19 protein-coding genes and 1 tRNA gene are annotated in these 21,510 nt (G+C 71.4%); 9 read left to right on the top strand and 11 right to left on the bottom strand.

What is annotated here, in order from left to right:
* The 4 genes from ACWEGE_RS29990 to ACWEGE_RS30005 all read right to left on the bottom strand — a co-directional run.
* The coding region (locus ACWEGE_RS29990; RefSeq protein ID WP_449663795.1) for a ribose-phosphate diphosphokinase at positions 1-1,061 on the bottom strand (1,061 nt) is incomplete at its 3' end.
* On the bottom strand, positions 1,058-2,530 hold the full coding sequence (glmU, locus tag ACWEGE_RS29995; protein WP_449663796.1) for a bifunctional UDP-N-acetylglucosamine diphosphorylase/glucosamine-1-phosphate N-acetyltransferase GlmU: 1,473 nt from the start codon (positions 2,528-2,530) through the stop codon (positions 1,058-1,060). The genes glmU and ACWEGE_RS29990, both read right to left, overlap by 4 nt.
* 48 nt (positions 2,531-2,578) lie before the next feature.
* Positions 2,579-4,333, bottom strand: a complete 1,755-nt coding sequence (locus tag ACWEGE_RS30000; RefSeq protein WP_449663797.1) for a diguanylate cyclase domain-containing protein — start codon at positions 4,331-4,333, stop codon at positions 2,579-2,581.
* A 36-nt stretch (positions 4,334-4,369) separates the two neighbouring features.
* Positions 4,370-4,441: transfer RNA gene (locus ACWEGE_RS30005), tRNA-Gln, on the bottom strand.
* 205 nt (positions 4,442-4,646) lie between these two features.
* Between ACWEGE_RS30005 and ACWEGE_RS30010 the strand changes: the two genes are divergently transcribed.
* The 3 genes from ACWEGE_RS30010 (at position 4,647) to ACWEGE_RS30020 (ending at position 7,243) form a co-directional block, all read left to right on the top strand.
* The gene (locus ACWEGE_RS30010; RefSeq protein WP_449663798.1) at positions 4,647-5,612 is read left to right on the top strand and encodes an acyl-CoA desaturase; all 966 of its coding nucleotides are present in this window, start codon (positions 4,647-4,649) and stop codon (positions 5,610-5,612) included.
* A gap of 95 nt (positions 5,613-5,707) precedes the next feature.
* Positions 5,708-6,301 (top strand): TetR/AcrR family transcriptional regulator, encoded by a 594-nt coding sequence (locus ACWEGE_RS30015; RefSeq protein WP_003062116.1) that lies wholly within the window; start codon positions 5,708-5,710, stop codon positions 6,299-6,301.
* A gap of 33 nt (positions 6,302-6,334) precedes the next feature.
* On the top strand, positions 6,335-7,243 hold the full coding sequence (locus ACWEGE_RS30020) for a GNAT family N-acetyltransferase (RefSeq protein ID WP_449663799.1): 909 nt from the start codon (positions 6,335-6,337) through the stop codon (positions 7,241-7,243).
* A 45-nt stretch (positions 7,244-7,288) separates the two neighbouring features.
* Here ACWEGE_RS30020 and ACWEGE_RS30025 read toward each other — a convergent pair whose 3' ends face one another.
* The 3 genes from ACWEGE_RS30025 to ACWEGE_RS30035 form a co-directional block, all read right to left on the bottom strand.
* Positions 7,289-8,791 (bottom strand): hypothetical protein, encoded by a 1,503-nt coding sequence (locus ACWEGE_RS30025; RefSeq protein WP_449663800.1) that lies wholly within the window; start codon positions 8,789-8,791, stop codon positions 7,289-7,291.
* 227 nt (positions 8,792-9,018) lie between these two features.
* Complete coding sequence (locus ACWEGE_RS30030; protein ID WP_449663801.1) at positions 9,019-9,411, bottom strand: NUDIX hydrolase; 393 nt, start codon at positions 9,409-9,411, stop codon at positions 9,019-9,021.
* Complete coding sequence (locus ACWEGE_RS30035) at positions 9,408-9,800, bottom strand: NUDIX hydrolase (protein ID WP_449663935.1); 393 nt, start codon at positions 9,798-9,800, stop codon at positions 9,408-9,410. The genes ACWEGE_RS30030 and ACWEGE_RS30035 overlap by 4 nt, the downstream gene beginning before the upstream one ends.
* Positions 9,801-9,863: 63 nt before the next feature.
* Between ACWEGE_RS30035 and ACWEGE_RS30040 the strand changes: the two genes are divergently transcribed.
* The gene (locus tag ACWEGE_RS30040) at positions 9,864-10,592 is read left to right on the top strand and encodes an SDR family NAD(P)-dependent oxidoreductase (RefSeq protein WP_449663802.1); all 729 of its coding nucleotides are present in this window, start codon (positions 9,864-9,866) and stop codon (positions 10,590-10,592) included.
* 139 nt (positions 10,593-10,731) lie between these two features.
* Entirely contained in the window at positions 10,732-11,616 is an 885-nt protein-coding gene (locus ACWEGE_RS30045; protein WP_449663803.1) for a serine hydrolase, read from the top strand.
* 204 nt (positions 11,617-11,820) lie between these two features.
* Here ACWEGE_RS30045 and ACWEGE_RS30050 read toward each other — a convergent pair whose 3' ends face one another.
* From ACWEGE_RS30050 to ACWEGE_RS30060, 3 genes are read right to left on the bottom strand one after another with little or no spacing between them, the layout of a single operon-like run.
* Entirely contained in the window at positions 11,821-13,002 is a 1,182-nt protein-coding gene (locus ACWEGE_RS30050; protein ID WP_449663804.1) for a PQQ-dependent sugar dehydrogenase, read from the bottom strand.
* A gap of 51 nt (positions 13,003-13,053) precedes the next feature.
* Positions 13,054-13,710 (bottom strand): response regulator, encoded by a 657-nt coding sequence (locus ACWEGE_RS30055; RefSeq protein WP_449663805.1) that lies wholly within the window; start codon positions 13,708-13,710, stop codon positions 13,054-13,056.
* Positions 13,707-14,828: a sensor histidine kinase gene (locus ACWEGE_RS30060; protein ID WP_449663806.1), complete on the bottom strand. Its 1,122-nt coding sequence runs from the start codon at positions 14,826-14,828 to the stop codon at positions 13,707-13,709. The genes ACWEGE_RS30055 and ACWEGE_RS30060 overlap by 4 nt, the downstream gene beginning before the upstream one ends.
* A 132-nt stretch (positions 14,829-14,960) precedes the next feature.
* Here ACWEGE_RS30060 and ACWEGE_RS30065 point away from each other — a divergent pair, with 132 nt between their 5' ends.
* Both ACWEGE_RS30065 and ACWEGE_RS30070 read left to right on the top strand, forming a co-directional pair.
* Positions 14,961-15,557, top strand: a complete 597-nt coding sequence (locus tag ACWEGE_RS30065; RefSeq protein WP_449663807.1) for a class I SAM-dependent methyltransferase — start codon at positions 14,961-14,963, stop codon at positions 15,555-15,557.
* Positions 15,529-16,008, top strand: coding sequence for a DedA family protein (locus ACWEGE_RS30070; RefSeq protein WP_449663808.1), 480 nt, complete (start codon positions 15,529-15,531; stop codon positions 16,006-16,008). The genes ACWEGE_RS30065 and ACWEGE_RS30070 overlap by 29 nt, the downstream gene beginning before the upstream one ends.
* On the opposite strand, the gene ACWEGE_RS30075 is transcribed toward ACWEGE_RS30070, so the two are convergent.
* Complete coding sequence (locus ACWEGE_RS30075) at positions 15,984-16,757, bottom strand: MmyB family transcriptional regulator (protein WP_449663809.1); 774 nt, start codon at positions 16,755-16,757, stop codon at positions 15,984-15,986. The two genes, ACWEGE_RS30070 and ACWEGE_RS30075, sit on opposite strands and share 25 nt — an antisense overlap.
* Before the next feature lie 75 nt (positions 16,758-16,832).
* On the opposite strand from ACWEGE_RS30075, the gene ACWEGE_RS30080 reads away from it, so the two are divergent.
* Positions 16,833-17,750, top strand: a complete 918-nt coding sequence (locus tag ACWEGE_RS30080; RefSeq protein ID WP_449663810.1) for an LLM class flavin-dependent oxidoreductase — start codon at positions 16,833-16,835, stop codon at positions 17,748-17,750.
* 138 nt (positions 17,751-17,888) lie between these two features.
* Positions 17,889-21,443 carry a transcription-repair coupling factor gene (gene mfd / locus ACWEGE_RS30085; protein WP_449663936.1) on the top strand — a complete coding sequence of 1,185 codons (3,555 nt, stop codon included), beginning with the start codon at positions 17,889-17,891 and terminating at the stop codon, positions 21,441-21,443.
* The last annotated feature ends 67 nt before the right edge of the window (positions 21,444-21,510 follow it).

The following is a 21,510-nucleotide window of genomic DNA, read 5'->3' on the forward strand; positions in this document are numbered from 1 at the left end:
GCCGGGCCGGCGGTGTCCTTGAACGGGTCGCCAACGGTGTCACCGATGATGGTGGCCTCGTGCGAGGACGAGCCCTTGCCACCGTGGTTGCCGTCGAACAGTGACGTGACCGAGCCGTCCTCGAAGACCTGCTGGATGGCCTCCGCCAGCATCGGGGCGATCGACAGCACCGTCAGCCCCGGGAACCGCTTCTCCTCCGGGATCGGCAGCGAGTTCGTCACGATCACCTCGCGCGCCTTGCAGGACGAGAGCCGCTGGGTGGCCGGGTCGGACAGGATGCCGTGGGTCGTCGCGATGACCACGTCGGCCGCGCCCTCTTCGATCAGGGCCTCGGTGGCCTTCACGATCGTGCCGCCGGTGTCGATCATGTCGTCGATCAGCACGCAGAGCTTGCCCTCGACCTTGCCGACCACGCGGTTGGCCACAGCCTGGTTCGGCTTGTCCGGGTCGCGCGTCTTGTGGATGAACGCGATCGGGCGGTCGCCCAGCTGGGCGGCCCACTTCTCGGCCAGCCGGACGCGGCCGGAGTCCGGCGAGACGACCGTGATGTCCGCGTCGCCGTAGGTGGCCTTGATGTGGTCGGCCAGCACGGTCTGGGCCATCAGGTGGTCGACCGGGCCGTCGAAGAAGCCCTGGATCTGCGCGGTGTGCAGGTCGACCGTCATGATCCGGTCGGCGCCCGCGGTCTTGAACAGGTCCGCGATCAGGCGCGCCGAGATCGGCTCGCGGCCCTTGTGCTTCTTGTCCTGGCGCGCGTACGGGTAGAACGGCATCACCACGGTGATCCGCTTCGCGCTCGCCCGCTTGAGCGCGTCCACCATGATCAGCTGCTCCATCACGTACTCGTTGATGGGCGTGGTGTGCGCCTGGATGACGAAGGCGTCGGTCCCGCGGACCGACTCCTCGAACCGGACGAACAGCTCCCCGTTGGCGAACGTGTGCGCCGTCTGCGGGGTGATCGTGACGTTGAGGTGCTGGGCCACCTCTTCGGCGAGCTCCGTGTGCGCGCGTCCGGAGAAGAGCATCAAGTTCTTCTTCGGCGTCCCTTGCTTCGGACTCATGCTGGCGACTCCCCGTCGGTTCCTGCTGCTGAATCGGCGTCGAGGGCGGCCTGGGCCGCCTCCGCCGCGGGCGTACCCGGCCGGCGCCGGATCGCCCAGCCTTCGATGTTGCGCTGGGGCGGCGCCGACACCGCGAGTGTGCCTGGCGGGACGTCTTCGCGGATCACGGCACCTGCACCACTGTAAGCGCCGTCACCGATGTGCACCGGGGCGACGAAGGTGTTGTCCGCGCCCAACCGGACATACGACCCGATAACGGTCCGGTGCTTGTTCACGCCGTCGTAGTTCACGAAGACGCTGGAGCACCCGATGTTGCTGTGCTCACCGATCGTGGCGTCACCCACGTAGGTCAGGTGGGGCACCTTCGTGCCGGCGCCGATCTCGGCGGCCTTCGTCTCGACGAACGCGCCCAGCTTCGCCTTGACGCCCAGCTTGGTGCCCGGCCGCAGGTAGGTGAACGGGCCGACGTTGACGCCGTCGCCGAGCTCCGAGTCCGAGCCGTGGACCCGCACGACGCTCGCGCCCGCGCCGATCGACACGTTCGTCAGCGTGCTGTCCGGGCCGACCGTGCTGCCTTCGCCGACCGACGTCGTGCCCTTGAGCTGCACGCCGGGCTCGACGACGACATCGCGGGAGAGGGTGACGCCGGCGTCGATCCAGGTCGTCGCCGGGTCGACGACCGTGACGCCTTCGCGCTGCCAGCGCTGCACGATCCGGCGGTTGAGCTCGGCGCCCAGCACCGACAGCTGCACGCGGTCGTTGACGCCCTCGGTCAGCCACGGGTCGTCGACGACCAGCGCGCCGACGTGCAGCCCGTCGCCGTTCGCGATGCCGAGCACGTCGGTGAGGTAGAGCTCGCCCTGGGCGTTGTCGGTCGAGAGGCGCGAGAGGCCGTCGCGCAGCACCGCCGCGTCGAAGGCGTAGACGCCCGAGTTGATCTCGGTGATCTCGGCCTGCTCGGGGGTGGCGTCCTTGTGCTCGACGATCCCGGTGACCTTGCCGGCGCTGTCGCGCACGATCCGGCCGTACCCGCTCGGGTCGGCGACCACCGAGGTGAGCACGGTGACCGCGTTCTTCGCTTCGGTGTGCTCGTCGAGCAGCGCGCCCAGGGTCGCGGTGTCGAGCAGCGGGACGTCGCCGTAGCTGACGAGCACGGTGCCGGTGAGGTCCGCGGGCAGCGTCGCGAGCGCGCAGGAGACGGCGTGGCCGGTGCCCTTCTGCTGGTCCTGCACCGCCGTGCCGACCGGGCGGCCGAGGGCTTCCCCGACCGAGGCCAGGTGCTCGCCGACGGCCTCGCGGCCGTGTCCGACGACCACGACGAGGTGTTCGGGGTTCAGGCCGGCGGCGGCCCGGACCGCGTGCTCGACCAGGGGCCGCCCGGCGATCGGGTGCAGCACCTTGGGCGTCGAGGAACGCATGCGGGTGCCTTCACCCGCGGCCAGGATCAACGTGCTCAGCGGGCCGGTCAACGGCGCTCCCAACGGTTACCAAAAGATGGCTTCTGTCGGGCACCGATCCTAACCGTGCTCTTCGGGGTCCCACGTCGGGTCGGTGGGCGGAGCCTCGCTGGCCCACGCGGCGGCCGGGTCGGCGGCCATCGAGTTCGCCGACGCGACCTGGTTGCCGCCGCCGCGTTTGGCCTGGTACATGGCCGCGTCCGCGCGGGCGAGGACCTGCTCGCCGCGTTCCTGGGGCCGCAGCGACACCAGCCCGATCGACAGCGTCACACCGTGCGAAAGGTGGTGCGGCAGGTTCGAGACGGACTTCACGGCGCGCCCGAGCGCCATCTTCGCCGCGGACGCCGGGGTGCCCGGGAGCAGGACGATGAACTCGTCGCCGCCGTAGCGGGCCACCAGGTCGTCGCCGCGCAACGCGTCCCGCAGGGTGCTCGCGACCACCCGCAGGACGTTGTCGCCTTCGGCGTGCGACTGCTTGTCGTTGACGCCTTTGAAGCCGTCGAGGTCGACCAGGGCGACCGCCAGCGGCTGCGCGTCGGCCGACGACGCGAGCTGGCGCAGCTTCTCGTCCAGCGCGCGCCGGTTCGGCAGGCCGGTGAGCGGGTCCTGCAGCGCCTGCTGGGTGATCGCGCCGTGCTCGGCGGAGAGCCGTTCGTGCTCGCGGCGGGCGTTCAGGGTGGCGATCTGCGACTCGCGCAGGCTCCACATCTCCGACTCCAGGCGCCGCGCGTAGTCGATCAGCGACTCGCTGGCACCGGAGGCGTAGTCCGGGGTCGTGTCGAGCCGGGCCAGCTCGCGGGCGATGTTCAGCCGCATCGACGGCTGCGAGGTGTCGTCCGAGATCGACTGGCGGGTCTCGCGCAGGACCGTGAGGGCCTCCTCGCGGCGGCCCTCCTTGTCCAGGCAGCGGGCCAGCGCGATCGCCACGATCTCCCGGTCGTGCCCGAACGCGCGCTCGGTGTAGAGGTGCTGCAGCCGGTCGATGTGCTCGGCGCCCGGCTGGTTCAGCGCCGGCGCCGCGGCCAGCACGCCGACCTGGTCGATCGCCGCCACGTTCGCCTTGCGCGGGAACAGCGATTCGGCGAACGGGCCTTCGGCGGCCGCGCCCATCGAAGCCGCGGTGCGGAACTTCTCGGCGCTCTCGTCGTACTCGTCGATGCGCTCCAGCCGCAGGCCCCAGCCGAGCAGCATCTTGATCCGGTTGATCAGCTGCAGGGCGATGTCGTGCGGGCTCGCGCTCTCGCGGATCGCGGTGGCGGCCCGGCCGATGACCTCTTCGGCGGCCTCGTAGACGCCGAGCTGGTTGAGCACCAGCCAGCAGTCGATCAGCGTCGAGGAGAGCAGCCGGTTCCAGTTGCGCAGCCCGACCTGCCGGTCCGGGATGGTCGAGTCGTCGAGGATGGCCAGCGCGCGGGCGATCTCGGTGAGCGCGGCGTCCTCCTGCGCGGCGATCACGAGCCGGCGCCCGCGCAGCGCGTGCGCGTCCGCGCGCAGCAGGGCGATGCCGTGGCGCCGGGTGTGCGCGAGCATCTCGTCGAGCCGGGGCTCGGCCTCCGCGGCCAGGCCTTTCGTGGCCAGCCGGGCCAGCGCCGACGAGCGCAGCAGCTGGGCCACGAGCAGGGGCTCCCCGCGCCGCTGGGTCTCGTCGAGCAGCTCGTCCATCATCGCGACGATCTCGAGCTGCTGGGTGTACTCGTGCCGCTGGACCGCGGCGTTCAGCTCCCGCGCGCGCCCGACGATCCACGCGTCGGACATCTCGGCCAGCGCGGGCCGCCTGGCCGTCACCGGGTCGGTCGCCTCGTCGGTCAGCGCCAACCTCCCGGTGTCGTGGGTTTCCGGTTCCTTCTGCTGCTCCGCCGCCAGGATTCGAACCTGAACTGTCAGAACCAAAATCTGAAGTGCTGCCGATTACACTACGGCGGATCGAACCTGGTCAGGATAGCGACGATCGGGTGTCGTCCGCGCGGGGGATGCGTTACGGGCGGCTCCGCCGGGGTACCCGGGTTCCCGACAGCGGTGTGAGTTCGGGCTCTCCCCAGCCGCCCGAACCTCCTGTACCGTAACTTACGGCATCGTAGGTTAGGGCGCCCTTGCTAGAAGTGTGCCCGTGTAGGAAGAAGTGAAGCGTATGACGGCCACGCTCGACCGTTCCCAGCCCACCGGGGAGCCGGAGGCCCCCAAGGGGCCCAAACCTGTCATCGACGGCAAGCGCGGCATCGGCGTGCAGCTGTCGGTCTACTTCGGTGTGATCGCCCCGCTCGTGGCCCTGCTGGTCGCGGTGCCGTTCGCGTGGGGCTGGGGACTGAGCTGGGTCGACGTCGGCATCTTCGTGGCGTTCTACGCGATCAGCGGGCTCGGCATCACGGTGTCGTACCACCGCTACTTCACGCACGGCTCGTTCAAGGCCAAGCAGTGGCTGCGCGTGTTCATGGCCATCGCGGGCAGCATCGCCCTGCAGGGCCCGGTGATCACCTGGGTTGCCGACCACCGCCGCCACCACGCGTTCTCCGACCGCGACGGCGACCCGCACTCGCCGTGGGCGTTCGGCACCTCGCCGTGGGCCATCGCCAAGGGCTTCTGGCACGCGCACATGGGCTGGCTGTTCGAGCGCGACCAGACCAACGCCGAGCGCTTCGCGCCGGACCTGGTCAAGGACCCGGCGATCAAGAAGGTCGACGACCTGTTCTGGCTGTGGGCCCTGCTCAGCCTGACGCTGCCGGCGCTGCTCGGCGGGCTGATCTCGTGGTCGCTGTGGGGCGCGGTGACGGCGTTCTTCTGGGCCGGCCTGGTCCGCATCTGCGTGCTGCACCACGTGACCTGGTCGGTCAACTCGATCTGCCACATGATCGGCGAGCGCCCGTTCGCCGCCCGCGACAAGTCGGCGAACTTCTGGCCGCTGGCGATCTTCTCCTTCGGCGAGTCTTGGCACAACCTGCACCACGCCGACCCGACGTCCGCCCGCCACGGCGTCAAGCGCGGCCAGATCGACATCTCCGCGCGGCTGATCTGGATCTTCGAGAAGTTCGGCTGGGTGCACGACGTGCGCTGGCCGACGCCGCAGCGCTTGGCCCGTATCGCGACCGAAAAAGCCTAGTCAACTAGGCTGCCCCGATGGCGGGGAGACGACGTTCGAAGCGTGAGCAGCAGGTCACCGGGGCCCGTCCGGCCGCCCCGGTGACCCGCGTCCGGATGACCGGCACCGAGCGGCGTCAGCAGCTGCTGAACGTGGCGCGGGCCCTGTTCGCCGAGAAGGGCTTCGACGGCACGTCGATCGAAGAGATCGCCCACCGCGCCAACGTGTCCAAACCGGTGGTGTACGAGCACTTCGGCGGCAAAGAGGGCATCTACGCGGTGGTTGTCGACCGCGAGACCCAGCTGCTGCTCGACAGGATGGTCTCGACCCTCCACGGCGGCCACCCGCGGGCGATGCTCGAACAGGCGGCGACAGCGCTGCTGTCCTACGTCGAGGACTCCCACGACGGCTTCCGCATCCTGGTCCGCGACTCCCCGGTGGCCAGCTCGACGGGGACGTTTTCCACGGTGCTGAACGACATCGCGAGCCAGGTCGAGCACATCCTGGCCCAGCAGTTCGCGGCCCGAGGCTACGACGAGAAGCTGGCCGCGCTGTACGCGCAGGCCCTGGTGGGCATGGTGGCGCTGACCGGCCAGTGGTGGCTGGACGCGCGCAAGCCGAAGCGCGACGAAGTGGCGGCGCACCTGGTCAACCTGGCGTGGAACGGGTTGTCGCACCTGGAGCACAAGCCGAAGCTGCGCCTGGGCTGAAAACGGCTCGACAGCCCTGCCACAGTGGTGGGCATGGCCGAGTTCGCGACCTTGCGGCTGATGCAGGGGCTGGCGCAGCGGCTCACCGCCACCCACCCGGAGCTGGTCAACAGCGACGCGTCGTACGGCGAGCTGGCCTGGAACTGGGGCCGCACCGGCGGCGAAGGCGAGCACCGGCGGTGGTTTTCCGGCGGCGAGCTCGTCGCCTGGGGCTGGGCCGAGCTGCTGCGCCGGGCCCGCCGCAACGACGGCTCGGTCAAGGACGTCAAGGGCGCGTACCTGGCCTATCAGGTGCACCCTTCGCACGCGGAGCTGGTCGACGAGGTGATCGCCTGGTTCGAGGCGACAGCTCCCGGTGTCGAGCGCACTGTGCTGCCGTCCGCGGCCGACTCGCACGGCCTGCGGCGGTGGGCCGCGCACGGCTACGAGCCGGACGCACCCGACGCGTGGTCGCAGCTCAACTCGCGCGACCTGAACGAGCCGGCGGAACCGTCGCTGCCGGCCGGGTTTTCCTTCCGCACCGCGGCGGAGGTCCCGCCGGAAGCCGTGGTCCAGGCCCACGTGGCCGCCTGGGCACCGACGTCGTACACGGCTTCGTCGTACGAGCGCCTGCGGCGGGTGCCGGGCTACCGAGGTGACTTGCACGTCCTGGTGGAGGCCCCGGACGGGACGATGGCGTGCTCGGCGATCATGTGGCTCGACGAGGTGAACGAAACGGTCGAGTTCGAGCCGGTCGGCACGCATCCGGGCTACCGGCGCCGAGGGCTGGCCCGGGCGATGCTGCTGCAGGGGATGCGCTCGGCGGCCGCGGCGGGCGCCCGGCACGCGACGGTCGCCTGCATGGGCGAGCCGGCCCCGGCGCGGGAGCTGTACCACAGCGTGGGGTTCCGGGCGTTTTCGCGGGACGCGCCGCTGATCAAGCGTTGGCCGCCCGGAGCCTGAAGGGCCGGGACCGCGCCGGAAGGCGGGCCCCGGCACCGGAAGCCGTCAGGTCCGGCCGGTGATGTGCACGGGCGCGGTGACCGGTTCCTGCGGGACCAGGACGATCGGCGCGAGCTTGCCCACCGGCCAGCCCCCCGCGCCGAAGGTCAGGTCGCCGCCCGCGGCCGGGACCGGGTTGGTCGCGTTGCGGAGGTTCTTCAACTGCAGCAGGACGTCCCCGGGGGCCGGCGGCTTGCCCAGGTTCTCCGCCGCCTGCCGGGTGGCGAAGACGGCCGAAGCCAGCGCGTCGTGGAAGGAGATCGAGTAGCCGTCGATCAGGTCGCCCTCGGCCAGCCCGAGTGCGAGGTAGCGGCTGTGGAACTGCGCGTAGTTCTTCGGCGCCCGGTTCGCCCGCCCGGCGTCGCCCCAGGCCTGCGCGTCGCTGTCGGACGCGGCGATGAGCCGGAGGTTCGCCCGGTCGAGGTTCGCCAGCACCGCGCCGTCGCCCTGGGTGAGGCCGACGCCGGTGGTCCCGGTGGCCACGTACCGCCGCTTGTCGTTCCGGCACGGGTGCCCGGCCAGCGCCGCGACCAGCGCGGGGAGGTCACGTTCCCGGCCGGCGAAGAACACGACGTCGCTGTCGTATTCGCACACGGCGTCGGCGACCGGCCCGAACACCGCGGGGGTGGCTTGCGAGGGCTGGCGGCTCCCGGCGAACCAGCGGGTCCGCTGGTCGAACCGGTACCGCTTCCCGAACTTTTCCGTCAGCGCTTCGCCGAGGGTGGTCACGTACGGGTCTTTGTTGTTGTCCTGGACGAGCAGGCCGCCGGCCGGCGGCGGGGTGAGGTACTCGTCGAGCGCCGTCACGTAGTCGGCGTTGGACGGCGACACCTTGAAGAAGTTGTCCCACACCATGTCGGTGCTGGACACGTCGCCGATGGCCGCGATGTGGTACTTCTCGAGTTCCCTGGCGTCGTCCAGGGTCCGCTGGCCACTGGGCCCCATGCCGACGACGGCGACCAGCGGGTGCTCCTCACCGGTCATCCGGACCAGTTGTTCGATCACCTTCGCGGAGTGGTCCTGGTTGCGTCCCTCGTTGAGGAGCACCACTTGCACGCCCAGCGTGTTGGCCGGCCGGAAGTCCGCGCGCTCGAGGTCGTTGGCCCGCACCTGGGCGGTGAGGATCCCGTTCAGCGCACGGGGAATCGCCTTCTCGGTCATCGCACTGCCGGGGCCCGACGTCATGGGCATCAGGACGCCTATCCGCACGTAGTCGATCGGCCCGCGGCTCCCGTCCGCCTGTTCCCCTCGCCGCTTCACAACCTCGTTCTGCGCGGCGATCCGGGCGACGACGTCCTTGACCTCGGGCGAAAACGCATAGCTCTGTTCATTGGTCCACCCGACGCATTCGTCGTCCGCCATGGACAGGGCGAAACCGGGGGTCTCGACCTGGTCCAGGCCCTGGCAGGCCGCCGGCGGTGCTCCGCCGGGACCGCAGCCGACGGCCCCCAGCCCGGCGAACACCACGACCACCGCGGCGAGGGCCCGGCGGCGTTTTCTCGCCGGCACGCGAACCCGGTGGGGAAGTTTTTCCAGCACTTGGCACCTCGCAAAGAAACGGGATTGCTGATCGCGGCCACTCCGGTCTGCCGGGAGTGTCGAAACCGCCGTTCCTTCTACAGATACCAATTTCCACGAGGATATTTGCCGGTGCGCTGTCACTCGATCCGGTGAATACGCGCCGAGTGAGAATCAATTCGAAAACCGGGAAACGGGGTTCGAAATTCCCGTGCTGCTCACCGCAGTTGCCCGGCCGCGTGCAGGTGGTCGAAGATGAGCTGGTCCACGGCGGAAACCCGGCCGCGGTCGGCGTAGCCGAGCCAGACGACCTCTTCGATCTCGCTGCTCGCCTTGCACGTGCCGCGGTAGCCGGCGGTGTAGCAGGTCATCCGCACCAGCGTGCCCGCCGCGTGGCCGTGCGCCTGGGCTTCGAACGTGCCCGCCGGCGTGATCGACTCGACGTCGATCGCCACGTCGAGTTCTTCGCGGATCTCGCGGACCAGCGTTTCGCGGTCGGTTTCGCCGGGCTCGCGCTTGCCGCCGGGGAGGTAGTAGACGTCCTTGCCGCGCGAGCGCGTGCTGAGGACCCGGCCGTCCACGACGTGGATCCAGGCGATCTTGTCGATCACCGCAGCTGCCCTGCCTCGTGCAGGTGGTCGAAGATCTGCTGCGCCACCAGCGAAACCCGCGGCCGGTCCGCGTAGCCGAGCCACGCGATCTCCTCGATCTCCGCGCAGGCACCGGGCGTGCCCCGGTAATCCGCCGAGTAGGCCGTGGTGCGGACGAGCGTGCCGTCCGCGTGTCCGTGGGCCTGGCCCTCGAACGTGCCCGCCGGCGTGATCGACTCGACGTCGATCACCACCCCGAGTTCCTCGCGGATCTCGCGGACCAGCGTCTCGGCGTCGGTCTCGCCCGGCTCGCGTTTGCCGCCCGGCAGGTAGAACCGGTCCTTGCCCCGCGAACGCGCCGCCAGGATCCGGCCGTCCACGACGTGGATCCAGGCGATCTTGTCGATCACGCCGGCGGACGTGGCCGGGTCGATCTCGCTCATGCCCCGATCCTAGGCACTAGGGTCGGGTCTATGGCGAACAACAGGGAAATCGTGGTGACGGGCGGCGGCACGGGCATCGGCTACGCCGTGGCGGCGGCCTTCGCGCAGGCCGGCGAGCGCGTCACGATCACCGGGCGCCGGGAGAAGGTGCTCACCGAAGCCGCGACGCTCACCGGCGCGCGGCCCGTCGTGTTCGACGCCGCCGATCCGGCCGCCGTCGAAGCCGCGCTGGCCGAGCTGCCGGACCGCGTCGACGTCCTCGTCAACAACGCCGGTGGCAACACGGACCTCCTCGACGGGGACAGCGAACCGGGGCTGGCCGGCTTCGCGGCCGCGTTCGAGCGGAACCTCAAGTCCAATGTGGTCAGTGCCGCGCTGGTGACGCACGCGCTGCGCGACCGCCTCGCCGACGGCGCGCGGATCATCACCGTCGGCTCGATCGCCGCGCACACCGGCGCCGGGTCCTACGGGGCCGCGAAGGCCGCGGTCGAAGGCTGGAACGTGAGCGTGGCCCGGGAGTTCGGGCCGCGCGGGATCACCGCGAACGTCGTCGCGCCCGGGCTGATCGGGGAGACCGAGTTCTTCCACGGGCAGCTGAGCGACCGGCGTCGCGAGTGGCTGATCGGCAACACGATGAACAAGCGCCCGGGGACGCCGGACGACGTCGTCGCCGTGGTGACGTTCTTGGCGAGCCCGGCGGCCGGGCACGTCACCGGCCAGGTCGTGCACGTCAACGGTGGTGCCCACCTGGGCAAATAAGGCCGCGAAACCGGCCGATCGGCCGATGCGCGCGCCGGTTGTCCGCCGGATGGCCGGAACAGCCCGGCCCATCGGATGATCCACGCCGCCCGCCTCCGCCATAGCTTCGGATTCCTCACGGATCCGGCGGAGGTGGACGGTGTTCGAGCGGCTGAACAACGTGAAGGTGCTCGTGGCGATCGCGGTGGCCATCGTGGTCGGGGGCCTGGCCGTCGCCTTCGCCGTCAACAGCGGTTCCGGCGGTGACGGCTGGCACGCCCGGTGCGGTGCGGTGCCCGCCGAGCCCGCCGGCAAGCAGGCGAGCCTCGTGGCGGAGGCGCGGAAGGCGCTGCTGGAGACCGGGCACGAGCCGCGGCTCGGGATCGAGATCGTCGACCTGGACGCCTGCGCCGTCGAAACGCGGTGGAAGGCCGACCAGCCGCAGCCCACCGCGTCCGTGGTGAAGCTGCTCATCGCCCTCGACCTGATCGACCGCTCCGGGGTGCCTTCGGGCAGCGAAGCGGCGGCCGTGCGCACCATGCTCGCCGCCAGCGACGACCGCGTCGCCAGCCGCCTGTGGCAGCAGGACGGCGGCCCGGCCATCGTCCGGCGGATGGCCGGGAAGCTGGGGCTCACGCACACCGCGGCCCCGGACGACGCGGGCCAGTGGGGTGCCACCCGGATGTCGCCCACCGACGTCGTCACGGTCTACCGGTACATCACCGCGAACCTGGCCGAAGACGGCCGCGAGTTCCTCACCGAAGCGATGGAAAACGCCCCGCGCAGCGCCGCCGACGGGTTCGACCAGCACTTCGGGATCCCGAGCGCGTTCGCGGGCGCGACCTGGGCGGTCAAGCAGGGCTGGGGCAGCTCCGAGGCCCGCCGGGTGCTCAACACCACGGGCCTGGTCCGGACCGCGTCCCGTACCTACGCCGTCGCGGTGATGGCTTCCTGGAAGGAAACCATCGACTGGCCCACCGCGACCACGGCGGTGACCACCGCCATCACCGCGCTGAAGGGCTCGCTCAAGGCCGGCAAGGCCTGAGGCCGGGCTGGATGCCGGTCCCCGGGTCGCCAGGTCGGCGATGGCGCCCGGGGACCGGCGCGGTGCTGCCGCGGGAACGCACTCTTCGGACCGCGTCCAACACGCGTCGGGGGCGGGCGAAAACTCTTGGTGCACACCATGTTCCGCGATCCGCCACCCCGGCGGAAGTGCCCACGGCACCGAGCGGCCGTGCCTTTCGCACGCTCAGGCGGGTGTGACCTTCAGCAGCTTGTCGTCCGTCCCGTCCGACGTGGTCACGTACAGGGCGCCGTCCGGGCCGCTGCGGACCGCGCGCAGCCGGCCGAACTTGTCGTCGAACTCCGGCGGCAGCGTGACGTCGAGGACCTTGCCCGCCGGGTCCAGGTGGTACAGCAGCAGCTTCTGGCCCTTGAGCGCCACCACGACCAGCGCGCCGTCGTTCGCGCCCCACTGCGAGCCGGTCAGGAAGGCGTCGCCGCTGATCGCCTCGGTGATCTGCCCAGACGTCCACAGTGGACTCACCGCGTCCGGGAACCGCTTGAGGTCGGTCATCGGCACGCTCTCGTCGTAGCTGGAGTCGGTGCCGCCCTTCGACGGGTCCCAGCCGTAGTTCCCGCCCGGCTTCAGCAGGTTGACCTCGTCGTCGAACGTCGGCCCGTGTTCGGCGGTGATCACCTGGCCGCTGCCCGGCCGGATCGCCACGCCCTGGACGTTGCGGTGGCCGTAGGTGTAGATCAGCCGTTCGCGCGGGTCGCTCGAAGTGATGAACGGGTTGTCCGGCAACGGGTTCCCGGTCTTCGCGTCCAGCCGCAGCACCTTGCCGCCGAGGGAGTGGCGGTCCTGCGCGATCGACGCGCGCGCGGTGTCACCGGTGCCGACCAGCAGCGCGCCGTCCGGGGCGAACGTCGGACGGCAGCCGGAGTGCCGCCCGCTCGGGTTCACCGGCAGCCCGGTGAGCAGGTCCTTGACCTTCGACGCGCTCGCGCCGTCGGCGGCCAGCTTCCAGGTGACCAGCCGGATGTCGACGGCCTTGCCGCCTTCCTGGTGGTCCTGGCAGGTGATGAACTCGCGGCTGGTGGCGAAGTCCGGGCTGACGACCATGCCGAGCAGCCCGCCTTCGCCCTTGACCATGACGTCGGAGAAGTCGGCGCGCACCTCGGTGGCCTTGCCGTCGCGGACCAGGGCGAGCTTGCCGGGCCGCTGCGGCACGAGGATGCCGCCGCCGGGCAGGAACCCGACGTCCCAGCCGTGCTCCAGGCCGGCTGTCACGGTCTCGACCTTGAACTTCCCGCTCGCGGCGGACGGCGTGGTCGCGGGCGGGGCGCTCTGCACCGGTTCGCTCGCCGCTCCGGAACAGCCCAGGACCAGCAGGGACACCGCACCGATGAGACCCAGCGAACGCCGCATAAGGCCCATCCTGCCACCACCCGGTGAAATCGCCGTCTGGCCGGACGGCGTTCAGGAGCCCGGCCGCACCAAACCCGATTCGTAGGCGAAGACCACGGCGTGCACCCGGTCGCGCAGCCGCAGCTTGCCGAGGATCCGTCCCAGGTGCGTTTTCACCGTGGTCTCGCCGATGTAGAGCCTCGCGGCGATCTCGCCGTTCGACAGCCCGCGCGCGACGAGGCCCAGCACGTCCTTCTCGCGTTCGGTGAGCTCGCCGAGTTTTGCCACGTCCACGGGGGCGCGGTCGTGCGCGAGGTACCGGTCGAGCAGCCGCCGCGTGACCGACGGCGAGACCATCGAGTCGCCCCGCAGCACGCCCCGGATCGCCACGAGCATCTCTTCCGAAGGCGCGTCCTTCACGAGGAACCCGCTGGCCCCGCCCCGCAGCGCGGCGTAGGCGTATTCGTCGAGGTCGAAGGTGGTGATGACGAGAACGCGCACATCCGGCAGCTCGGCGCAGATCCGCCTGGTCGCGGCGACGCCGTCGAGCACCGGCATCCGGACGTCCATCAGCACGAGGTCGGGCCGCAGTTCGTGGGCGAGGGCGAGGGCTTCTTCGCCGTTGCCGGCCTCGCCGACGACGGTGAGATCGTCCTGGCTTTCGACGATCATCCGCAGGCCCACGCGGACGAGCTGCTGGTCGTCGCAGAGCAGGATCCGGGTGGTCACGGTCCCACCACCAGGCTCGCGCACACCCGGTACCCGCCGTCCGGCAGGGGGCCGGCCGACAGCTCGCCGTGGTACATCTCGACGCGCTGGCGCATTCCGGCCAGCCCTCGGCCGGACGAGGGCAGGGCCGGTGACGGTGGTGCGTGGCCGCCCGTGTTGGTCACCTCGATCCGCACCTCCGGTGGCTCGTAGGCGACGCCGACGCGGCCGGTCGCGTCGGCCGGAGCGTGCTTGATCATGTTGGTCAGTGCCTCCTGGACGATGCGGTACGCCTGCAGCGCGGCGCTCGCGGGCAGCCGGCCCGGGTCGCCGGTGACGTCGAGGCTGACGTCGCGCCCGGACTGCGCCACCAGCTCGCGCAGCTCGGCGAGCGTCGGCTGGGGACTGCGTGCCGCCTGGCCGGCGTGCAGGACTTCGAGGAGCCGCCGCAGCTCGGCCAGTGCGTCCCGGCCGGTGTGGACGATCGTGTCGAGCGTGCGGTCGACGGCTTCGGGGTCGCGGTGCCGGGCGAGCTTCGCGCCCTCGGCGTTCAGGACGATCACGCTCACGCTGTGCGCCAGCACGTCGTGCAGCTCGCGGGCGATCCGCGTGCGCTCTTCCGCGACCGCCGCGCGCGACTGGGCGTCGGCCCGCTTCTCCTCCTCCGCGGCGAGCTGCTCCCGCTTGCGGAAGAACTCGCCGAGCGCCCACGCCGCGATGTGCAGGGGCAGGCCGGCGACGATGGTGAGGGCCGGGTTGTCCGTGTAGCTGCCCCAGACCACGGCCCACTGGACGTCGAGCACGACGATCGCCGCCGCGGTCGCCGCGGCGAACCACCGGTGGGCTTGCTTGACCACGGTGAAGAGGGCGATCGCCATCGCCAGTTCGGTGCGGCCGCGGTCGTACGCCCAGACTTCGGCCGAGTACACCGCCGTCGCCCCCGCGATGACCAGGATCGCGACCGTGCGCGGGAACCGGCGGCGCACCAGCAGCGGGAGCAGGAACAGCATCGGGATCGCGCGGAAGGCGTAGGAGTCCGGGCTGTTCCAGTTGGGGGCGAGGAAGAACAGGAACACGGCGTACAGCGGCAGGTCCACCGTCCACCGGTGGCGGCGCACCCACAGCACGAGTCGTTCCACTCCGCGAAGGTAACGGCCGGACCCGGCCCGGGGCGTCCTTCCCCGGGCCCGATCGGGTCCTCCTCGGGGATGACAAGGGGCGGCCGCTCCGGGGGATCCGCGGCCACCCCGGCCGTTCCTAGCGTCGGGGCCATGTCGATCACCAGGGAATTCCTCCGCCACCCCGTGCTGACGGGCGCGATCGCGCCGAGCTCGCCGCGGCTGGCCGAAGAGATGACGGCGGGCCTCGGCCTGGAACGCGCGTCGTGCGTCGTGGAACTCGGGCCGGGTACCGGTGTGTTCACCGAAGCGGTCCTCGCGCTGCTTCGTCCCGAAGCGCGCTTCACGGCCGTCGAGATCAACCCGCGTTTCGCGACGGCCTTGAGCGAGCGGTTCCCGCAGGTCGACGTCGTCACCGGCGCGGCGGAACACTTGGCCGCCGACGGCGTTGACGTCGTCGTCTCCGGTCTGCCGTGGACGGCCATGTCCGCGGCTCGCCGGCAACGCATCCTCGACGCGGTGACCGGGTCGCTCGCGCCGAACGGCCGGTTCACGACGTTCGCGTACGCCCACGCGGCCTGGACGCCACCCGCCCGTCGCTTCGCCGCGTCGCTGCGAGGCCGGTTCGCCGTCGTGGAGCGCACGAAAGTCGTCTGGGGCAACCTGCCACCCGCGTTCGTCTACCGCGCGGCGCTGCCGGTTGCGGTGGGGAGGGCCCGGCGTGGACAGCCTGCTGCGGCCCCTGCTTGACGCGCCCCCGGTGGTCGTCTACCTGGTCTGCGCGCTGATCATCACGGCGGAAACCGCGCTGCTGCCGGGGATCGTGCTGCCGACGTTGTCGACGCTGCTGCTGATGGGATTCCTCGCCGAGCGGGGCACGCTCCACCTCGGGCTCGCCTGGGTGGTGGCGGTGGCCGCGGCCGTCCTCGGCGACCAGCTCGCGTACCTCGAAGGACGCCGCTGGGGACCGAAGCTGCCCCACCGGGAGCGGTGGCGGCGCGTGGAGCGGGCGGTGGCGCGCCACGGCGTCCCGGCGGTGATCGCGGGCCGCTGCCTGGCCGGTGTGCGCACGCTGGTGCCGCGTGTCGCCGGTTCGGCGGCGATGCCGTACCCGCGGTTCGCGGCGGGCAGCGTGGCGGCGGCGGTGCTGTGGGCGAGCGTGGAGCTGCTGGTGGGTCACACGACGGGGTTGCTGCTCTGAAGCCGTTCGGCGGTTTCGGCGTCCGCGGGCAGGAACGTCTCCAGCTTGAGTTCCGACACCGTCACGTCCGCCGCCGTCGCGAACGTCGTGATCGCCGTGATCAGGCGCAGCTCGCCGAGCGATGTGGCCAGGCGGACCGGGACCGCGAACCCCAGGTGCTCCGGGCCGGGCGGCCCCGCGGGCGGCAGGTACCCCGCCAGCTCGGCGAGCTGGGTGGCCAGCCGCTCGTCCGGCGTGCGGGCCAGGTCGTTGCGGAGGCGCTCGAGGATGTGGCGGGCCCAGTCGTCGAGGTTGGCCACGCGCGGTGCCATCCCGCGCGGGTGCAGCGCCAGCCGCAGGGTGTCCACCGGTTCGCGCAGCAGCTCCGGCTCGACCCCCTCGGTGAGCAGCTTGAACCCGTCGTTCGCCGCGACCAGCACGCCGTACCGGTCGACGACGATCGCGGGGTAGGGCCGGTGGCCGTCGAGCAGCCGCCGCAGGCCGTCGAGCACGGGCTTGATCGCCGGGTCGTCGAGCTTCGTTTCGGGGTAGGAGGGCGCGAAACCGGCGGCGTGCAGGAGGCCGTTGCGCTCGCGCAGGGGCAGTTCGAGCGACTCGGCGACGCGCAGCACCATGCCGCGTCCGGGGAGCGAGCGGCCGCTCTCCATGAAGCTCACGTGCCGCTGCGTCGTCCCGGCTCGCAACGCCAGGTCGAGCTGGCTGAGGTGCCGCCGCGTGCGCCAGTCCTTGAGCGCCGTTCCGAAGTTCACGCGTCCATCATCACCGGCCGCGCCATTCCCCGCGGGGAATTGAGGGCACTCCCCGCTTCGGCGAGCCTTCCCGGTATGACGAACTACGGCCTGGTCGTCCCGACCTACCAGCCCATCCTCGACGCCGGGCGGACCGCGCCCGAGCTGGTCGACACCGCCGTTTCCGCCGAGGAGCTCGGCCTCGACTCGGTCTGGGTCGGCGACACCCTCGCGCGGGCGCCGCTGGACGCCCTCACGGTCCTGTCCGCTTTCGCCGCCCGGACTTCGCGGGTGACGCTGGGGACGGCCGCGCTGCTCCCGGCCCTGCGGAACCCGATCCTGACGGCGAACCAGCTGCTGTCCCTCGACCTGCTCAGCGAAGGACGGCTCACCGTGGCCGTCGGCGCCGGGTTCGCCGGGCGCAGCGAGCCCGAGTTCGCCTTCGCGGGCGTGCCCTGGGAGCGTCGCCGAGCCCGGCTGGACGACATCGTGGCGCTCTGGCGGGCGGCGTGGAGCGGTGCTTCGTCCTTCCACGGCTCGGTGTTGCACTACGACTCCCTGCCGGTGTTCCCTGCGCCGGCCCGGGCGGGCGGCCCGCCGGTGTGGCTGGCGGCCTACACGCCGAGCGCGCTGGAGCGCGTCGGCCGCCTGTACGACGGCTGGCTGCCCTACCCGCCGGACCCCGCGGACTACGGCGCCGGCCTGGCGTCGATCCGCGCCACGGCGTCACGCCCGGTGACCCCGGCGCTGTTCGCGACGGTCCTGGTGGAGGACGATCCGGCGCTCGGCCAGGCCTTGCTGGAGGAGTACTGCCGGCGCAACTACGGCATGCCGGCGAGCTTCGTCCAGGGGATCCAGATGCAGGTCACCGGCACTGCGGCGGAGGTGGCGGCGCGGCTGCGGACCTACGAAGGCGCGGAGCACTTCCTGCTGCGCATCGCGAGCACCGACCCGAAGGTGTTCGACGAGCAGCTGCCGCGGGTGGCCGAGGTGGTGAACCTCCTGCGCTCTTGACGGCCTGCCAGCGCCCCAAGGCGGCCTTCGCTGCGTCGGACGCAACCAATGTGGCCTCGGGGCGCTCGGGGCGCGACCAGCCGTGATCGGAAACTTGTCGGGGGTGGCACGTAGGCTGGGACCGTGACCGACGCTCCACTGTCCGGACTCCTCACCGCCATCCTTCCCGACCCGGCCCTGCGCGGCGTGGTCGAGCGCGCCGGCGCGCCGCTGCTCGAGCTGCAGGGCCCGATCGCCGCGCGGCAGCTCGTCGCCGCCGCGCTCGCCGCCGATGCCGGGGCGGGCAAGCCCGTGCTCGCCGTCACCGCCACCGGCCGCGAGGCCGACGAGCTGACCGCGTCCCTCGGCGCGCTGCTCGGCCGCGGAAGAGTAGCCGACTTCCCGAGCTGGGAGACCCTCCCGCACGAGCGCCTCTCGCCGCGCGCCGACACCGTCGGGCGCCGGCTGGAGGTGCTGCACCGGCTCAAGACCGAAGACGACACCCTGCGCGTGGTCGTCGCCACCGTCCGCAGCCTGATCCAGCCCATGGCGCCCGGGCTCGGCTCCCTGAAGCCGATCGACCTCGTCGTCGGCGAGGAGACGCCGTTCGAACAGCTCCTGGAACGCCTGGTCGAGCTGGCGTACACCCGCGTCGACATGGTCGAGAAGCGCGGCGAGTTCGCCGTCCGCGGCGGCATCCTCGACCTGTTCGGGCCCACCGCGCAGCACCCCGTCCGGGTGGAGTTCTGGGGCGACGAGGTCAGCGAGATCCGCGCGTTCGCCGTCTCCGACCAGCGGTCGCTGCCCGGCGAGATCCCGCGGGTCACCGCGCCGCCGTGCCGCGAGCTGCTGCTCACCCAGCCGGTCAAGGAGAAGGCCGCCGAGCTGGCGAAGACGTACGAAGCGGACGCGCACCTGGCCGAGATGCTCACCAAGCTCGCCGACGGCATCCCCGTCGAAGGCATGGAAGCCCTCATCCCGGTGCTCTGCGAGGGCGAGCTGGAGCTGCTCACCGACGCGATGCCGGCAGGCACCCACGTGCTGCTCACCGACCCGGAGAAGATCCGCGCCCGCGCCGCCGACCTGGTCCGCACCGGCCAGGAGTTCCTCGAAGCGTCCTGGACCACGGCCGCGGCGGGCGGCCAGGCGCCGATCGACCTCGGCGCGTCGGCCTACCGCGGGCTCGAGGAGATCGCTTCCCACGCGCAGGACACCAAGCGCGCCTGGTGGACGATCACCCAGCTGACCAGCGAAGACCCGGACGTCTACCGCGTCTCGGTCGAGGCCGCGCCCGCCTACCGCGGCGAGCTCGAGCGCGCGACGGCCGATCTGCGCGCCCACACCGCGGCGGGCGGCACGGCGGTGCTCGTCGTGGCCGGCCAGGGCACCGCGGCGCGCGCGGTGGAGCAGCTCACGGGCGCCGACGTCCCGGCCACCCAGGCCGGCGACGGTCTCGCCGGACCGCCGGCCGCGGGCATGGTCACGGTCACCTGCGGCGGCCTCACCGACGGGTTCGTCTCGCCCGAGCGCGCACTGGTCGTGCTGAGCGAAGCGGACCTCACCGGCCGCGGCGCGGGCGCCGGAACGTCCACAAAGGACTTGAATACGAAGATGCCGTCCCGGCGGCGCAACGCGGTCGACCCGCTGGCGCTGAAGGCCGGCGACTACGTGGTGCACGACCAGCACGGCATCGGCCGGTTCGTCGAGATGGTCCAGCGCACGGTGGCGGGCGCGACGCGCGAGTACCTCCTGCTGGAGTACGCGTCGTCGAAGCGCGGCCACCCGGGCGACCGGCTGTTCGTGCCCACCGACCAGCTCGACGAGGTCTCCCGGTACGTCGGCGGCGAGCTGCCCACGCTCAACAAGCTGGGCGGGTCGGACTGGAAGAACACCAAGGCCAAGGCCAAGAAGGCGGTCAAGGAGATCGCCGCGGAGCTCGTCCAGCTGTACGCGGCGCGCCAGGCCGCGCCCGGGCACGCGTTCGGGCCGGACACGCCGTGGCAGCACGAGCTGGAAGACGCGTTCCCGTTCACGGAGACGAACGACCAGCTGGCCGCGATCGACGAGGTCAAGGCCGACATGGAGCGCGGCGTCCCGATGGACCGCGTGATTTGCGGCGACGTCGGCTACGGCAAGACCGAGATCGCGGTCCGCGCGGCGTTCAAGGCGGTCCAGGACGGCAAGCAGGTCGCGGTGCTGGTGCCGACGACACTGCTCGCCCAGCAGCACCTGAACACCTTCCACGAGCGCATGCGGTCGTTCCCGGTGACGATCAAGGGCCTGTCCCGCTTCACGAACAAGGCCGAGTCCGACCTGATCCTGGAACAGCTCGCCGCGGGCGAGGTCGACATCGTGATCGGCACGCACCGGCTGCTGCAGACGGGCATTCGCTACAAGGACCTCGGCCTCGTGATCGTCGACGAGGAGCAGCGCTTCGGCGTCGAGCACAAGGAGCACATCAAGGCGCTGCGCACGCACGTCGACGTGCTGACGATGTCGGCGACGCCGATCCCGCGCACGCTGGAGATGTCGCTGGCGGGCATCCGCGAGATGTCGACGATCCTGACCCCGCCGGAGGATCGGCACCCGATCCTCACGTACGTCGGCGCGTACGACGACAAGCAGGTCGGCGCGGCGATCCGCCGCGAGCTGCTGCGCGACGGCCAGGTCTTCTACGTCCACAACCGGGTGTCTTCGATCGAGAAGGCGGCGCGGCGGATCCGCGAGCTGGTGCCGGAGGCGCGGGTCGTCACCGCGCACGGCCAGATGAACGAGGAAAAGCTCGAAAAGATCATCCAGGGCTTCTGGGAAAACGAGTACGACGTCCTGGTGTGCACCACGATCGTCGAAACCGGGCTGGACATTTCGAACGCGAACACGCTGCTGGTCGAGCGCGGTGACCTGCTGGGCCTGGCCCAGCTGCACCAGCTGCGCGGCCGGGTCGGGCGCGGGCGCGAGCGCGGGTACGCGTACTTCCTGTACCCGCCGGAGGCGCCGCTGACGGAGACAGCGCACGACAGGCTGGCGACGATCGCCCAGAACACCGAGCTGGGCGCGGGCATGGCGGTCGCGATGAAGGACCTGGAAATTCGCGGCGCGGGCAACATTCTGGGTGCGGAGCAGTCCGGGCACATCGCGGGCGTCGGGTTCGATCTGTATGTGCGGCTGGTCGGCGAAGCGGTCGACGCGTTCCGTCGGCACGCGGGCGCGGAGCCCGCCGAAGAGGAGGAGCTGGCGGAAGTCCGCGTGGACCTCCCGATCGACGCCCACATCCCGCACGACTACGTCCCGGGCGAGCGGCTGCGCCTGGAGGCGTACCGCAAGATCGCGGCGGCGCCGGACACGGCGGGGCTCGACGCGGTCCGCGAGGAGCTCATCGACCGCTACGGCCAGCCGCCGGCGCCGGTGAACAGGCTGCTGGCGGTGGCTCGCTTCCGGCACACGTGTCGCGAAGCGGGCGTGACGGAGGTGGCGGTCCAGGGCAACACGATCCGCTTCGCGCCGCTGCCGCTGCTGGATTCGCAGATGGTGAGGCTGAAGAGGCTGTACCCGAAGGCGGTGTTCAAGGCGGTGACGAACACGGTCTCGGTGCCCAAGCCGACGGAGGGCCCGGCCGGCGGCCGGATCGGCGCGCCGACATTGCGCGACGAAGAGCTGCTGGATTGGTGCACGAAGCTGCTGGTCCAGCTGACGAAGAAACCGGCGGCCGTGTAAGGCGGGGTGGACACCGGCGCCATTTCGGGGGACTTTCCGTTGTGGCGCCTGGGTTTCCCTGCGCGGA

It is taken from the genome of Amycolatopsis sp. NPDC004747, assembly GCF_053601335.1.

What these genes read in the sequence shown, in the direction of transcription:
- ACWEGE_RS30010 (WP_449663798.1), top strand. Translation starts at nt 4,647, where the DNA reads ATGACGGCCACGCTCGACCGTTCCCAGCCCACCGGGGAGCCGGAGGCC.
- ACWEGE_RS30015 (WP_003062116.1), top strand. Translation starts at nt 5,708, where the DNA reads ATGACCGGCACCGAGCGGCGTCAGCAGCTGCTGAACGTGGCGCGGGCC.
- ACWEGE_RS30020 (WP_449663799.1), top strand. Translation starts at nt 6,335, where the DNA reads ATGGCCGAGTTCGCGACCTTGCGGCTGATGCAGGGGCTGGCGCAGCGG.
- ACWEGE_RS30040 (WP_449663802.1), top strand. Translation starts at nt 9,864, where the DNA reads ATGGCGAACAACAGGGAAATCGTGGTGACGGGCGGCGGCACGGGCATC.
- ACWEGE_RS30050 (WP_449663804.1), bottom strand. Translation starts at nt 13,002, where the DNA reads ATGCGGCGTTCGCTGGGTCTCATCGGTGCGGTGTCCCTGCTGGTCCTG.
- ACWEGE_RS30065 (WP_449663807.1), top strand. Translation starts at nt 14,961, where the DNA reads ATGTCGATCACCAGGGAATTCCTCCGCCACCCCGTGCTGACGGGCGCG.
- ACWEGE_RS30080 (WP_449663810.1), top strand. Translation starts at nt 16,833, where the DNA reads ATGACGAACTACGGCCTGGTCGTCCCGACCTACCAGCCCATCCTCGAC.